At 54.3% G+C, this 15,098-nt stretch carries 12 protein-coding genes; 6 read left to right on the forward strand and 6 right to left on the reverse strand.

Translation table 11 applies throughout. From position 1 onward, the window contains the following. Window positions 1-3: 3 nt before the first annotated feature. The 4 genes from NST69_RS23590 to NST69_RS23605 form a co-directional block, all read right to left on the reverse strand. A complete protein-coding gene (locus tag NST69_RS23590; RefSeq protein WP_342547277.1) occupies window positions 4-2,427 on the reverse strand; it encodes a hypothetical protein in 2,424 nt (807 codons plus the stop codon). 74 nt (window positions 2,428-2,501) lie between these two features. Then, window positions 2,502-2,660 (reverse strand): thiazolylpeptide-type bacteriocin, encoded by a 159-nt coding sequence (locus tag NST69_RS23595; protein WP_036732412.1) that lies wholly within the window; start codon window positions 2,658-2,660, stop codon window positions 2,502-2,504. A gap of 55 nt (window positions 2,661-2,715) precedes the next feature. Further along, window positions 2,716-2,874, reverse strand: a complete 159-nt coding sequence (locus NST69_RS23600; RefSeq protein ID WP_036732414.1) for a thiazolylpeptide-type bacteriocin — start codon at window positions 2,872-2,874, stop codon at window positions 2,716-2,718. Between the two features lie 58 nt (window positions 2,875-2,932). Beyond that, a complete protein-coding gene (locus tag NST69_RS23605; RefSeq protein WP_081751417.1) occupies window positions 2,933-3,091 on the reverse strand; it encodes a thiazolylpeptide-type bacteriocin in 159 nt (52 codons plus the stop codon). A gap of 238 nt (window positions 3,092-3,329) precedes the next feature. Here NST69_RS23605 and NST69_RS23610 point away from each other — a divergent pair, with 238 nt between their 5' ends. From NST69_RS23610 to NST69_RS23635, 6 genes are all read left to right on the forward strand, one after another. After that, window positions 3,330-3,905, forward strand: coding sequence for a DUF6609 family protein (locus NST69_RS23610; protein WP_340950674.1), 576 nt, complete (start codon window positions 3,330-3,332; stop codon window positions 3,903-3,905). A gap of 88 nt (window positions 3,906-3,993) precedes the next feature. Further along, a complete protein-coding gene (locus NST69_RS23615) occupies window positions 3,994-4,959 on the forward strand; it encodes an MBL fold metallo-hydrolase (protein ID WP_036732416.1) in 966 nt (321 codons plus the stop codon). Window positions 4,960-5,130: 171 nt separating this feature from the next. Continuing rightward, complete coding sequence (locus NST69_RS23620; RefSeq protein WP_209872412.1) at window positions 5,131-5,835, forward strand: response regulator transcription factor; 705 nt, start codon at window positions 5,131-5,133, stop codon at window positions 5,833-5,835. Beyond that, the gene (locus NST69_RS23625; protein WP_209994201.1) at window positions 5,832-6,830 is read left to right on the forward strand and encodes a sensor histidine kinase; all 999 of its coding nucleotides are present in this window, start codon (window positions 5,832-5,834) and stop codon (window positions 6,828-6,830) included. Before NST69_RS23620 ends, NST69_RS23625 begins: the two co-directional genes overlap by 4 nt. Before the next feature lie 118 nt (window positions 6,831-6,948). Next, window positions 6,949-7,716, forward strand: a complete 768-nt coding sequence (locus NST69_RS23630; RefSeq protein WP_036732423.1) for an ABC transporter ATP-binding protein — start codon at window positions 6,949-6,951, stop codon at window positions 7,714-7,716. Beyond that, window positions 7,688-9,568, forward strand: a complete 1,881-nt coding sequence (locus NST69_RS23635; protein ID WP_342547278.1) for an ABC transporter permease — start codon at window positions 7,688-7,690, stop codon at window positions 9,566-9,568. The genes NST69_RS23630 and NST69_RS23635 overlap by 29 nt, the downstream gene beginning before the upstream one ends. Before the next feature lie 135 nt (window positions 9,569-9,703). Here NST69_RS23635 and NST69_RS23640 read toward each other — a convergent pair whose 3' ends face one another. Together NST69_RS23640 and NST69_RS23645 are read right to left on the reverse strand one after the other, a co-directional pair. After that, a complete protein-coding gene (locus tag NST69_RS23640) occupies window positions 9,704-13,477 on the reverse strand; it encodes an Ig-like domain-containing protein (RefSeq protein WP_342547280.1) in 3,774 nt (1,257 codons plus the stop codon). A 37-nt stretch (window positions 13,478-13,514) separates the two neighbouring features. Next, window positions 13,515-15,065 carry an ABC transporter substrate-binding protein gene (locus NST69_RS23645; RefSeq protein WP_342547281.1) on the reverse strand — a complete coding sequence of 517 codons (1,551 nt, stop codon included), beginning with the start codon at window positions 15,063-15,065 and terminating at the stop codon, window positions 13,515-13,517. Between the last annotated feature and the right edge of the window lie 33 nt (window positions 15,066-15,098).

Consider the following 15,098-nt stretch of genomic DNA (forward strand, 5'->3'; position numbering starts at 1 on the left):
GCTTTATCCCCCCCTTCTGAGCGGTTCTTTATGCATTTCGTACACAAACTCAGCGGTATATTCATTGTCATACGGATCGGGTAGCGCCTCTTCGAACACAACGGCCAATTCCCCGTGCTGCCTGCGGCAGCGTTCCCTGTGCTTAAGCCATTCCATACAATACTGCGGCTCCTCTGCGTCCAGAAAAATAGGCTTATGCAGCCCGGATTCGCCATATTCGATGTGTAGCCTGTTGTAGCGGACAGGAAACAGCCGGACGAATGAATGCAGCGGAACATGATAGGTCTCAAGCAGCTCATGAAGCCGCAGATATCCGTCGAAATCCGGGGTTACCCCGGCAAACAGCTTCTCGTGAAGAATGGTTTGCCTTCTGTGCAGGATCAGCTTCCCGTAGCTGATTCTGCCGATATGCAGGCATTCATCAACGGCGAGCTCATCATAGTCCAGTCCAGTTCCAGTGAGGAAACCGGATTGGGTGAGTAAGGCAAGATTCCTGTATTCCTCGGGCAGACAAGCCGGGGCAAGCATACCTGTATATAGGGGAACCACCCGCTGCTCCCCGGACTGCAGCTCGAAGCTGGTGCGTTCGGCATTCCATATCAGTACGGCATCCCGCAGCTCCGCAGCCAGGCTACTGCCCTCTGCAAAACCATTCATATTGGGATTGAACCCGCAGGAGGGCGAGTAGGTGATTAGCTGCGCCTCCTCTCCGCAGTGGAGCACTTCTTTGATCCGTTCAGCGATAGCCTCATGGCTCTCCGGCAAATGATACATGGAATAAGCCAGATAGCTGTTCTTGCAATCATTCAATACAAGCTCTCCGGCGCCGCTCTGCTGAAGCCAGAAGCCTGCTGTGGCAGGCTGGCGGATATGGAGGGCCTGCAGCCCTGCCTTCAGTGAAGCCAGATCCGCACGCTCTAGTGCAACATCCTCTCCCGATGCTGCGGCAGCCAGCTTCATCCGGTACTGATCTCTCAGCTCCTCCAGATGCGCTACTGCGGGAGCATTCTCGAATACACTTCCCCTGCAGGTTCTGTTCAGCGCTACATGCTGCTCATACTCTGCGGCATACCTGGACAGGCTTGGCTGAAGAGAGGCATAGGCCACAGGGAGCGTATCGTGCAGATGATGCTCCATATAGAGCCGGAACTTCAGGCGGTTATCGAACACCGGCAGCACTTCAGCCCACTCTGCAAGCGGATCACGAAGCGGCTCCACTTCCACTTCCAAAGACGGACCGGCTGGTGCATCTGTGTAGCTGTCCTCATTAAACGGGTTGGCCGGATATCTGCCTTCCCATCTAAGCCATTCACAGCAGCGGTTCACATGCTTTTGGGCGATTTCCAGCAACCTCTCCCTTTGCGCAACCTCATGGGTCAGTTCGAGCTGACCGGACAACAGACGGATGGCTTCCAGATGCTGAGCCAGGGACTGTATCCTGCTGCTTGCGGGACGAAACGCAGAAACGGTCTCGATGAATACCTCCAGTGTAAGCGGCCCGCTCTCCCTGTGGATCGTATTCTTGAGGTAGCCGCAGCGCAGCAGCTGAACCGCCTTGGCTGTCATAGCTTCTAGGCTTTCGTTCCAGATCAGCGCCAGTTCATCCAGGGTGACGATACTGCCCGGTTGGATTTTGGCGGCAGCCGGTGTCTTCAGGCGGTAACTTCGCTTCGTTCTAATATAGAGTCCAGGCTCTGCCGCCTGCGGTCCAGTGCTTCCCTCCGTAAGAAGGGTTCCCTCTTGCTCCCTGTACTCCACCTTATAGCGGCTGGCCCGTATCACCTCGGGAAGCAGCAGCCATAGCTCATACCAGTGAAGGAGAATCCATTGTGCGAAGCTGATCCGGCTCTCCCTTCCTGTCCCCGGCCCCCGGCAGATTGAAGTGAAGGAAGAGAGCGGTGCTGTTTTGGCAAAAGAACGCATCATCATTTTCCATACCTTTCCGCTTTTTTTCGAGCTATACGATTTGTTCAATGAACAATACATTTCATAGTTAGTTAGCAGCAGTGCATTCTGCACACTCGGTTGCTGCCGGAACAGCTTATACAGCTCCTGTTCCTGCATTTGGCATTCGTTCTTGAAGCGGATGGTTAATTCCTGATGCCGCTCCAGCAGCCCGCTGCCGGTCTGCTCCAGAGAGAGCGCCTCAGCCATAAGCGCCGGTGCGACTCGGTTTGCCTTCGGAATCTTTCCGGGCTGAATTCGCCCTTTGCGGACTCCCTGTTGCAGCCGGATATAGGCAATCCGTACCTCCGGCTCTTGTTCTATGCGCTCGGACAGCCGCTGCTGCAGCAATTCCTTACGCTGATTGAATCCTTTACGTTCTTCACAATAAGCTAGAAGCTCCTGGTAGAAGCCATGCTTAATCTGCATCAGGTCACTGGAAGGAACATGATTCCTTCTTTCAAACAGGAAGGTTCGACTCAACACGGCTCCCCCTTCTGGGATTGTTTATTGGATGGGCACGGCTTATGCCGTCCCATCCATGGTTTAGCTAACAATTAGGCACAGGAGGAGGAGCACGACGAACATGATGACGAGCCGCAGGTGGAAGAGCTGCCGCTGCCGCTGGATGCCGCCGTTGACGGAATAGCCTCCACTTGATCAAGTTCAATCAGTTCCAGGTCCAGTGCTTCCAGTTCTTTATTTAAATCTTTCATTATTTATCATCCTTTTCATAATTAGTATTTTATTATCATTGCGATACTGTTACTCTTAAGCACAGGAAGAAGAGCACGACGAGCATGAGGACGAACCGCAGGTAGAGGAGCTGCCGCTGCCGCTGGTTGCGGCTGTTGACGGAATAGCTTCCACTTGCTCAAGTTCAATCAGTTCCAGGTCCAGATCTTCCAGTTCTTTGTTTAAATCCTTCATTTTTTCATCATCCTTTTCATAAAATTAGTGGTTAAGTATTCTTGTGAATCTGTCTGTCTTACGCGCAGGAAGAGGAACACGACGAACATGACGATGATCCGCAAGTGGATGAACTGCCGCTGCCGCTGGTTGCGGCTGTCGATGGAATAGCTTCCACCTGATCGAGTTCAATCAGCTCCAGGTCGAGATCTTCAAGCTCTTTATCGAATGATTTCATAGGTTACTTCACCTCCTTCAGTCCGTCCGGAATGCTGCTTACAGGCGCTCCGTTTCAGTGGTTATTGTCTTTCTGAAGTAAGAGTATCACAGCTTATTCAAGCCTTCACCGACTACCATTCCAGTAATTCCCACAAATAAATTGCGGTACGGCTGCAGGTTTTTTGCGGGTTAACCTGCTGATTCAGGTGTCAATACTGATAAAGCTCAACAAAAATATCCATAAGGGGAAGAAGACAATGAAGGAAGACGGAAGACAAGTACGGGGCAGAAGCTATCTGAATAAAAGAGTGTGCGGATTGTGGCTGATCTGGGTGGCCGCCATCCTGTTTGCGGGGCTGCTTGCGGGGGGAGCGCAGCTGATCTCCATGCCGGTATTTTCACTCGGGTATATGGCCGGGTTTTTCTGGATCTTGACCGGTAAAGCGGTCAGCCGCAAGCTGTCCTACGGACCACAAACCGCCTTTCAGGGCAAAATGACGCTCTACTCTATCATTCTAATGTTCGTGATTATGGTGCTGGTAGGCGGTCCTCACTTCGGAGACGGCAATTACCGGATGGTCTGGCTGGGGGCTTTTTTGGCAATAGGTCTCCATTTCATTCCGATGGCCTGGGTGCATGGACGTTCCATGTTTCTGCTGGCTGTTCTGCTAAGCGCTAATGCTGTGGCCGGTATGGTCTGGCCGGAGCTGTCTTTTCACGCCTTGGTCTATGCGGATCTTGCTGTCAAAGTGCTCTGGGGGACTCTACTCCTCTTGTCTGGCCGCCCGGCTGCTGCTGAACCGTTCGCAAGCTCTTCGAATATCGCCAATTAGCGGAAATAAAGTGGAGATTAAGTTAAAAGTTGTCTAGTGAACTCAGATAGCGTATAGTATATTCCCATGTTGGAAGGGAGAGATTACTATGCTGAACAGGATTGAATCATTTCAAGGCTCCAGGCATTTCCGTCTGCAATATGTTGCAGATAGCACCGTTGCAGCGGTTGCGGTTCCAGGCACAGGCTCACTCGCAAACGCGGCCATTATTGATCTGGGGGGACTCACTCTGGTGGTGGATACATTCGCTACGCTGGAGGCGGCTCAGGATTTGAAGGCTGCTGCTGAGCATCTCACAGGGAACCCTGTATCCTATGTAATCAACACACACTGGCACAGCGATCATACCACTGGCAATCAGGTGTTTGCGCCTGACGCTCAGCTTATTGCAACATCGGGCACTCATGAGACGATGAATACATTTGCCAGAGACCGGGTAGCCCAGTACCAGAACAACAGAGAGAAGATGCTAGAGGCGATCGAAGAAGCTGAATTGCAAAGTCAGCAGGAGACGGATACTAAGCTACAGCAGGAAATGGCCTGGGAGAGTGCAACGGACCGTGAATTTGTGAATATGCTGCCGCAGCTGGTGCATACGGTGCCGACGATAACTTTTGACCGGCAAATGACCATTCACGGCAGCAACCGCAGCGCGCAGCTCATTACATATGGCGGAGGACACACACAAAGTGATGCCATTGTGTACCTCCCGGAAGATAAAATTGTCATCATCGGGGACCTCGTGCTCTCGAACCACCATCCGGTTCTGGCCAATGCCAACCCTCAGGAGTGGCTGCATATTCTGGAGCAGATTGAGCGGTTGGATGTGGAGACGATTATACCGGGGCATGGTGAGGTATGCTCCCTGCAACAGCTTCATGAGGTGAAGGGATACATAAGCAGAATGATCGCCATCGTGACCGAAGCCGTTCAGAATCAGCAGAGTATTGAAGAGATCGAAATACCCGAAGAATACCGGGCTTGGTACTTCACAACCTATTTCAAGACAAATTTGAATAAGCTGTATGACCTGATTACTGCATCAGGGGAGTAACAGAGAGTATTCGATGTACATCGTATAACCTGACGAGGCAAGAAAAGAAGAGCATGTCCCTTCTTTTCTTGCTTTTCTCTATGCAGGCTGTCCCTTCTTGAATACAAAACAGAGTGTATCTGCTTCCCCTATATATGTACTTAACTGAACAAGACAAGGAGACCCGTGAAGATGTCCAGAATCATGATTGTGGAAGATGATCCGAAGATTGCAGATCTGCTGCACTCGGCTATTGAGAAATATGGATATGAGGCCGTAAGGGTCAGGGACTTTCGCCTGGTGCTGCAGGAATTCGAGGAAATGAGACCGGAGCTGGTTCTGCTGGATGTGAATCTGCCCAGCTATGACGGGTATTACTGGTGCCGGCAGATCCGCAGGGTCTCCACCTGTCCTGTGCTGTTCATCTCGGCGCGCGACGGTGAGATGGACCAGATCATGGCGCTTGAGAACGGCGGGGATGATTATATCACCAAGCCGTTCCATTCCGGGATTGTGCTCGCTAAGATCCACAGCCATCTCCGGCGGGCCTACGGGGAATATGCGGCTAAACGCGAGGAGCTGGTGCTCGAGAAGGAAGGGCTGATGCTGTATCCTGAAAGGCTTGAACTGCAGTACGGGCAGGCGGTCGTGCCCCTTACCCGCAAGGAATCGGATCTCATCGAGAGTCTGATGGAGCGTTACCCGAGGGTTGCCAGCCGGGAAGCGCTGCTGGAGAAGCTATGGGACCCGCAGGCTTTTGTGGATGAGAATACGCTGAATGTGAATATCGCACGGGTCCGCAAGAAATTCCAGGAGCTGGGGATGGAGGATGCCGTGCTTACCGTCAGGGGTTCGGGATACCGGCTCAACAACAGCTGGTCAGAGGCGGAGTCATGAGGCTGTTTCTCCGTGAGCATGCGTTGTTATTGGCTGTGCAGATCGTGCAATTCGGCGCTATGCTGTCCATTTACTGGCTGGACGGCTACCGCGATCTGCCGACCGCGCTCTATGCGGTCTTCATAGGCTTCTTCTTCCTCAGCTGCTACTTAATCTACCAATATATCAGCAGGCGCCGTTATTATCTCCGCCTCAGCAGACCTCTGGAGACACTGGACGAATCCTTTCAGAAGCTGGAGAACCACCCTGTGTCCACAGCGCTGGAGCAGCTGCTGCACACCCAGTACGGCTACTATCAGCAGCAGCTGACGGCGGTGAAGCAGCAGCAGGAGCAGCATCTGACTTTCATCGACCAATGGGTCCATCAGATGAAGACGCCGTTGTCGGTCATAGAGCTGACCGTGCAGAATATGGACGAGCCGGAGTTTGCCAGCATCCGCGAGGAGCTGGAGCGTATGCGCAGCGGACTGAATACCGTGCTGTATATGGCCAGGCTGCGGGCTTTTGAGAAGGATTTTCACATCAAGCCTGTCGTCCTGCCGAAGCTGGTGAACGAGGTTGTCCATGATCACAGACGCCTGTTCATCCGGAGCCATATCTACCCCGAGGTCCACGCCTCCGCTCCGGACATTACCGCCCAGACGGATGAGAAATGGCTGTTCTTCATGCTGTCGCAGATTATGAACAATGCCATCAAATATTCAGCGGCGGCTAACACAGAGAACGGCCGGAAAATCACGGTAGCCTGCTATCTCAGAGGAACGGATGCGGTCATTGAGGTCAAGGACCGGGGAATCGGGATTCAGGCGTCTGATCTCAAACGGGTATTCGACCCTTTCTTCACCGGCGACAACGGGCGAGGACTGCGGGAGTCTACAGGAATGGGGCTGTATCTGACGAAGGAGTCCGCAGACCGTCTCGGACACCGGCTTGAGCTGGAATCGGCGGCCTGCGAGGGAACGGTGGTGCGGATTATTTTGACGGCGAATCCTTAGCTTAGCTTACAGGCATGTAATAAAAGTGAAATCTAAATCGATGGCTGAGCTGCTGCCGTCTCCGGTATATTGGTTACAGATCAAGTGTGTTGCACACATAGAAGGGGAGTACAGCCATATGCTGGAGGTAAAAAAAGTCAGTAAAATCTATGAAGGAAACGTAGCCTACCGGGCATTGACCGACATTGATTTAACCATTGCAGCCGGAGAATTCGTGGGGATAATGGGACCCTCGGGCAGCGGAAAAACCACTCTGCTGAATCTGATTGCCACAGTGGACGTTCCGACTACCGGAAGCATTAGGATTGATAACAAGGACACGGGCAAGCTGGACAAAAATGAGCTGGCGGTCTTCCGCCGCCGGGAGCTGGGGTTTGTGTTTCAGGATTTCAACCTGCTGAACACCCTGACTGTGGAGGAGAATATCGTGCTTCCGCTGACACTGGATGGAACCCGGGTCAGTGAAATGAAGCATAAGGCCCGGGAGATTGCCGGTAAGCTGGGGATCAGCGCCATTATGAAAAAACGCACCTATGAGATCTCCGGCGGACAGGCCCAGCGGACAGCAATTGCCAGAGCCATGATTCATTCGCCGAAGCTGCTGCTGGCGGATGAACCTACCGGCAATCTCGATTCCAAAGCCGCCAGGGATGTGATGGATCTGCTGGAAACGCTCAACCGTGAGCAGTCCGCGACGATGATGCTTGTTACCCATGATGCTGTAGCCGCCAGCTATTGTCACCGGGTCGTCTTCATTAAGGATGGCAGATTCTATACGGAGATTCACTGCGGGGATAACCGCCAGAGCTTTTTCCAGAAAATCATTGACACACTTTCGCTGTTAGGGGGATATAGCCATGACATTCCGCCAGTTCGCATTCCGTAATGTCACCCGGAACATGAGGCTATACACCGCCTATTTTCTCAGCAGCATGTTTACCGTGATGGTGTTCTTTACCTTTTCCATCTTTGCCTACCATCCGGTGCTGAGCGGGGACAATATTCAATCCAGTGCGGCTCTTGCGCTCTCGGTCTCCAAATGGGTGATCTATGTGTTCTCCTTCTTCTTCGTGCTCTATTCCATGAGTGCATTTCTGCAATCGCGGAAACGGGAATTCGGGCTGATGATGATGCATGGCATGACGGTCCGGCAGCTCCGGCGGATGATCTTTCTGGAGAATATGATCGTCGGGTCAGGCGCCACGCTCAGCGGCATCGGACTCGGCGTTATTTTTGCCAAGGGGATTCTGCTTGCCGGGGAGAATGTGCTTGCGCTGAATGAGCCGCTGCAATTCTATTTCCCCTTCAAGGCGATAGTACTGACGCTGATCTCCTTCCTGCTTCTGTTCGTCCTGATCTCCCTGTTCATCTCTACGGTGCTGCGCAGCGGCAAGCTGATCACGCTCATCCATTCGAACCGTCAGCCCAAGCCGGAGCCGAAGGCCTCGCTTCTGCTGTCGTTGCTGGTGGTAACACTGCTGGGAATCAGCTACTTCCTGTCTCTTCGGGCGAGCGGTCTGAGTGTGGTGCTGCTGCTCGCGCCGGTGGTCATTATGGTGTCAGTCGGAACCTATCTGCTGTTCACACAGCTCAGTGTGTACTTGATCCGTAAGCTGAAGGCGCGTGAGCAGCTATTCTGGCGCAGAACCAATATGCTGCTGCTCTCTGATCTGGCCTACCGGATGAAGGACAACGCGCGTTCCTTTTTCCTGGTCGCGATCATCTCTACTGTGTCCTTCAGCGCGATAGGAGCTTTATACGGCTTCCAGTCGATGATCAACGGAGCGCTGACACAGAAGAATCCCTATCTGTTCACCTATCAGTCCTTGGATGGAGACAGCAAGGTACAGGCCCATATACAGCTGATTGACGAGAGCCTGGGCAGAGCCGGGATTGCCGCCGAGAAAACAGGTCTGGAGCTTAACTACTATAAGGCTATGGAGGGCCGGACAATGGTTCTGGTGAAGCAATCCGAATATAACCATGTAGCCGAGCTGCTGGGGCTAAATCCCATCCGGCTTACCGCAGGGAAAGCAGCCGTTGTAGATTTCGGCCTGTCCCGCGAGGGAGAAGAAATGCTCAACCAGCCAGTCGAGCTGCAGTCAGGAATCATCATCGAGGCGGACCAGGCTATCGTATCTTGGGCGGTGCGGGGAGTCAGCGGTTATTACGTCGTCCCCGATGAATGGATCGGCAAGCTTGGACAGCCGCTCAAAGTGAGCCGGTATTATGCATGGCACGGAGCGGTTGGACAGCCGGGTGCAGAGAAGGCAGGCGCAAAGCTGACGAATGAGCTTCCCTATGATGAGCAGTATACTTTCTATGCACTCGAGTATTTAACCTCCAAGACGAATGACGGCTTTGGCCCCGTGATGTTCATCGGTTTTTTTGTCGGGATCGTGTTTTTTGTCTCTGCCGGCAGCTTTCTCTATTTCCGGCTGTACAGCGATCTGGATGAGGACAAACAGAAGTTCAGGGCCATCTCCAAGCTGGGGCTAAGTGACAAAGAGCTTCGCCGGATATTGAACCGCCAGCTCAGCCTGCTCTTCTTCGCGCCGATCGTGGTCGCCCTTATCCATGGAGCCGTTGCCCTTACAGCGTTGTCGCATATGTTCCAGTACTCCATATTCAGGGAGTCCCTGCTTGTGCTGGGCCTGTTCTTCGTCATTCAGGTAATCTACTTCTTCATTGTCCGCCTGTTCTACACGAGGCAGATCCGGTCCGCGCTGGCCGGATAAGACCGGTAGCGCAAGGCAAAGAAGCCGCCCCGTAAGGGAGCGGCTTCTTGCTGTATCCATGGTCTATTCCAGCTGGACCCGTGGTTATTCTAACTGCACCCGTTCGGATTCTGCGCAAGCAGCGCCCGCCCTCCGTTACGGCAGAACCGAGAAGGTGATATCGTCGAACAGCATATAAGCGAAGCCGCTGGTATAGAAGCCGACCTTGCCGGACGGGCGTTGGTTCGGATCGCTGCCGGAGAGCCTTGGCGAACCATTCACAGATACGGCGATATCTCCGCCTCTCACCGTTACCTTCACATCATATTCCGTATCCGGCAGCAGGTCATGCCCCGGCAGTACACTCTCGGTAAGCTTCTGCCACGCTGTATCATACAGGATCCAGGAGGAAGATCCGTCTGCCCGGGTCCGGTAGCCGATCCGGGTGGAGCCGGAGCTGTCCTGGCGGTCGAAGATGTACAGGATGCCGTTATCCGGCATCACGGACGGCGTCTTCAGCTTGAACTCCAGCTGATAATCCGTGAAGCTGCGGTCCAGCAGGCCTGACGCGCCGTTCAGCAGCTTATAGCGGCGGTTGCCGTCCGGATCAGCGGCGATGCTGCGGTTAGGGTCCACCGGCCAGCCGTTGCCCCCGTTCTCGAAGTCCGTCTCATGCATAATATTAGAGACGGTGACGGTAATATCCGCCTTGATGAGCGGATTCACCGTAGACACCGCCGAGATGACCGTCTGCCCCTCGTATACGGCATGCACAACGCCCGCATTGTCCACCGTAGCGACCGCCGGGTTGGCCGACTGCCAGGTCACGCCTGTATCCGGCGTATCGGAAGGATCGAAGGCCACCTGCAACGGCCGCTGCTCCCCTGCGGCCAGACGCACCGCGCTCTCCGCCGGAATAATCCCGGCCAGCGTAGTCGTCAGAGCCTTGAACTGAATGTCATCGAAGTGCATCTGGCTGACATTGCTGACGTAGAAGCCGACTTCGCCCTCTGCATTGTGTCCCGGATCATTGCCCTTCAAGCGGAAGGCTCCGTCCAGATAGACGCTGATATCGCCGCCCTTCACAAGCATTTTGACACTGTATTCCGTATCCGGCTGCAGGTCATGCCCCGGCAGCTTGACTTCCTTCAGCACCGTCCAGGCCGAATTGTACAGCAGCCACGCAGAGCTGCCGTCCGCCCGGGTCTTGTAGCCGATCCGGCTGGAGCCGCTCCCGGCCTGACGGTCGAAGATATACAGGGTCGCATTATTCCCCATCACCTCCGGCGTCTTCAGCCTGAAGCTCAGCTCATAGTCGGAGAAGGTCTTGGCACTGAGCGATGAAGCCCCGTTCAGCACCTTGTACCAGCGGTTCGTGCCAATCTTCTCAATGCTGCGGTTGGCATCCTGCTGCCAGCCGTTCGCACCGGATTCAAAGTCCGTGAAATCCATCACGCCGTCGCCGGCCTCCACATGAACCGTGACCGTGGCGGTCAGCAGCGGATTCTCTGCCGAGGCTACCGTAATGACCGTGCTGCCGACCGACTGGCCGGTAACATTACCTGCGCCGTCCACTGCCGCGATGGCGGGATCAGCCGAAGTGAAGGTCAGGGCGGGATGATCCGCATTCCACGGAAGCACCGCCGTGCGCAGCTTCACCGTTTTCCAGCGGTCCACGGTTATTTCATTGTCATAGACGGCAACTCCCTGCACGGGATAGCTGTCCGGACTGGTTGTCGTGCCCGCCTTGCCGTCAACGCCGATATCGTTAAACGGAATGTCAGGGAAGCCGGGAATGGCACCAAAGACATCCGCATCCGGCCGCAGCGACAGATCGCCTCCCGCCAGGTCGGTGAAGCCGGGATCTGCGGCAGTCACCCAGTTATTCGCATACTGGACCAGTCCGAACTTGTCGTAGGCCCCATACACATTGGTCGTTACGCTGCGCGGAACCGACGGGTTGTAGACGACATTCCCCTGGAACGTATTGGTGTCGGGATAATACCGGTTCTCCGTGAAGAAATCCGCCAGCTCGGGATACTTGGTCATATAAGGGGTGCCGGAGAAATTATTGTTCGCCGCGAACAGCGCCTGCCACTTCGGCATGTAGTTGAGCGGCACCTGATCATCCGGCTGGTCGCCCAGGAACATATCCGCATAGTCATAAGGAATCTTGCTGTCGATGAAGATATTGTTGCGGGTCAGGATATGGGATCCGCCGTTATTTTTAATGGCCGAATTGCCCATCTTGTAGAAAATATTCTCGTCAATGGTCAGTCCCATCGTGAAGTTGTCAGGGTATACCCCTTCTACTCCGGCTTTGCTCTCGCCGATGTTATGGAAATAATTGCGCCGGATGACCGTCCCCCGCTCATGGGGCTGCTCCCCCGCATTCATATAGATCGCGCCGAGATCCGAGAAGGTCGTGCATACGTCATAGATCTCGTTATACTCCACGGTATGGTCATTGCCGAAGATCAGCACGCCGGGATGGGGCGCGTCATGCAGCTCATTGTTCGACATGCGGTTGCCGACGCCGGACAGCAGCACGCCGGGATTATAGGCTTTGTGATAGTAGGCAAAATCGTGGATATGCGAATTCTCCACCACATTGTTCCCGGGCGCAAGCGTTGTCTTGTTCCCTCCTGTCAGCGTGACGGCAGTGCCGCCGATATGATGGATATGACTGCTGATAATGGCATGGTCCGTACCCGGCGCCCCTTCAAAATTGTTGTAGTAGAACCGGCTCTGCGTATTGACCAGCACCCCGCTGTTGGTGAAGTTACGGATCTCGCTGTTCAGGATACGCATATGACTGCCGCCCATGAATACAGCTGCCGAATCACGGCCGTTCTCCAGAATAAGCTCGGAGAAGTCGATGTACGAAGCATTCAGTGTGTTAATCATCGGACTCTTCAGCATTGTGACTTCAATATCGGGATTCGCGGCAGCGAACTCGGCGTTCGGCAGGAAATACAGCTTGCCGGCCGGGCGGTCGATATAATATTCGCCGGGCATATCGATTTCCTCCAGCAGATTCTGCGCGAAGTGGAAGTCAGGATACCAGTTCTTGAAGATGCCGCTCATCTCCCCGTAGCGGAGGGTGATGCTCTTAGCGGCCGTATCGATGGAAGCAATCTTATTGTACGACCACTCCCAGCTGTAGCCGAAAATCCCGTCCAGCCAGATATCGTCTGCCTGCGTCCAGTACTGGGGCCGGTCATACGTATAGGTGAAGGTGCCCCCGCGCGTATGCACTTCCCCGTTCGGGTCCTTCCGGGTCGGACCGGGATCCAGGATTTCATCCATCTGGACGGTGCTCTCATTGGGCCAGCGGGCCAGGGTCATGCCCTGCCCGGCCACATACAGCTCCATCGGCGGCACCTCGCTGAGATCATTGGCCAGATAATAGCCGTGGCGGCTGAGCTGGCCGTAATCGGTGATGCCCAGTGCCCCCAGATCTGCGGCCAGCACCTTCGTTCTCGCCTCCGGGCTGATGATCCGGCTGAGAATGGCCGGATCCGTGACCGGAACGAATGCCGATTTGGCCAGCTGGCGGGAGCCTGACAGCGTAACCGACTCCCCCGGATAGGCCATGTACGTGACCGGCTTGCCGGCCTCGCCCGAATCCTGCTCCCGCAGCTCGAAGCTGGACGTCCGTTCATACCTGCCTTCACGCAGATACACCGTAACGCCGCCTTCCGGCAGTCCTTCCTCCGCTTTGAGCGTCCGGATGGTATTGCGTGCTTTCTCAAGCGTCAGAAATGGGGCATTCAGCGTCCCGGCATTGGAATCGCTTCCATTATTGGCCACATAAAATGCGGTCCCGGACAATACCTCCTCCGCATGTACAGGGGACGCAAACGGAGTAGAGGGATTGAGCGTGAACAGCAGACTGGCCGCAAGTGCCGCAAGCAAACGTTTTTTCACCAAGGCTCCTCTTCCTTTCAACGTGGGATGTAGGGGCTTACTTCTTCAGACCTTTATCCTTAAGGAATTGTTCAAATTGTTTGGTGACTTCAGCCACGTATTTCTCTTCGCCCGCTTCCTTCAGCTTGCCGTACAGCGCAGGCCAGGTTTCTTCAAAATCAAGCGTTCCGGTCACGAGTCCGCGTTTGTATTCTCCCCACACGGCGTTCAGGTTGGCAATCTCCGTATTCACCGGCTCGGAATTGAATTTGAAGGCACCTACAGGATTAACCTCGGAACTCAAGTTGATCTTCTTGGTCTCCTCCCAGACATTCTCCGGCTGTCCTTCCTTCAGATAAGAGTTGAATACGCTGCCGAACACCCAGTCCATATTCGGCAGATAACGGGAGTCCGCTTTGGCCTTGATGTACTCCCCGTCCAACTTGTCATAGTGTTCTCTGGCAATGCCGTTGCAGAGCAGATTGTACAGCTCCTTGTCGGTATTGACCAGATTCAGCAGCATCATGGCACGCTCCGGATTAGGGGCAGTACGGCTGATCGACTGGTTGGTGGTCGCCGAATAGCCGTTGGAGAACCAGTCGCTGAGCGGAACCGTAATGACATCGTTACCGCCGTTTTTGGCTTTGACCTCCGCTTCCACGCCCGGCTTCAGCGTCACGTTGAAATCGACGGCAATTTGGCCTTTGGCGAGGTAATCATTCGCTTTTTCGGTAGCGGCATCCTTGTAAATATAGCCCTCCTTATACCATTTGCTGGCCAGCCGGAAATTGTCCAGCTCTTCTTCCGGATAGCGCTGGAGCGTATACGTAGGATCATCGGTTTTGATATAGAAATGGTCATCCAGACCCGGAACTACCCAGTACTTGTCGTCATGCGACTGCGGATTGATGAAGGAAGTGCCGAATATGCCAAACGGAATGATATCCGGCTCGTTCTGCTTAATCTGGGCCAGGAACGGCTCGATGTCTTCTATTTTTTTGATGGAAGCGGTATCAAGATTATACTTGTCGGCAAAACGCTTCTGGATGATAAATCCGTAACGGGAGCCGTTGATCTGCTGGTTCGGGATACCGTAAATCTCCCCGTCCACCGAGAGGCCGTCCCACATCACCTGCGGCACCTCCGCCTTCAGCTCCGGCGCGTATTCCTCCAGCAGCTTATCCATCGGCTGAATCGCGCCCTTGCGCACCAGCTCTTCCGGCTTCAGCATGTAGCCGGTCCAGAGAATGTCGAACTTCTCGCCTGCTGCAAGCACCGTGTTCATCTTCTGCACATAATCCCCGATCGCTACAGGCATCAGCTTGACGGTGGCATTGATCTTCGCCTTCGTAATCTTGTTGACTTCCTCCTGCACCTTATCCTGGTCTGCCTGAAGCTGGGACAGCGGATAATACCAGGTCAGTTCGACCGGCTTCAGCTCGCCATCCTTCCCGCCTTCGCCAGCCGCACTTTGCGTCGCCTCCGCTCCGCTTCCTTCCGTCCCTTTAGCGGCATTAACGTTGCCGCCGTTATTGTTCCCTCCGCAGCCTGACAGCACGGATGCAGCCAGCAATACGGATGCCAAAACGCCAACCAGCCCTTTTTTCATGTGAGTGACCTCCTGTACTTAGTACATGTAATT

This window comes from Paenibacillus sp. FSL P2-0089 (assembly GCF_038595095.1).
GTDB lineage: Bacteria > Bacillota > Bacilli > Paenibacillales > Paenibacillaceae > Paenibacillus_AQ > Paenibacillus_AQ silagei.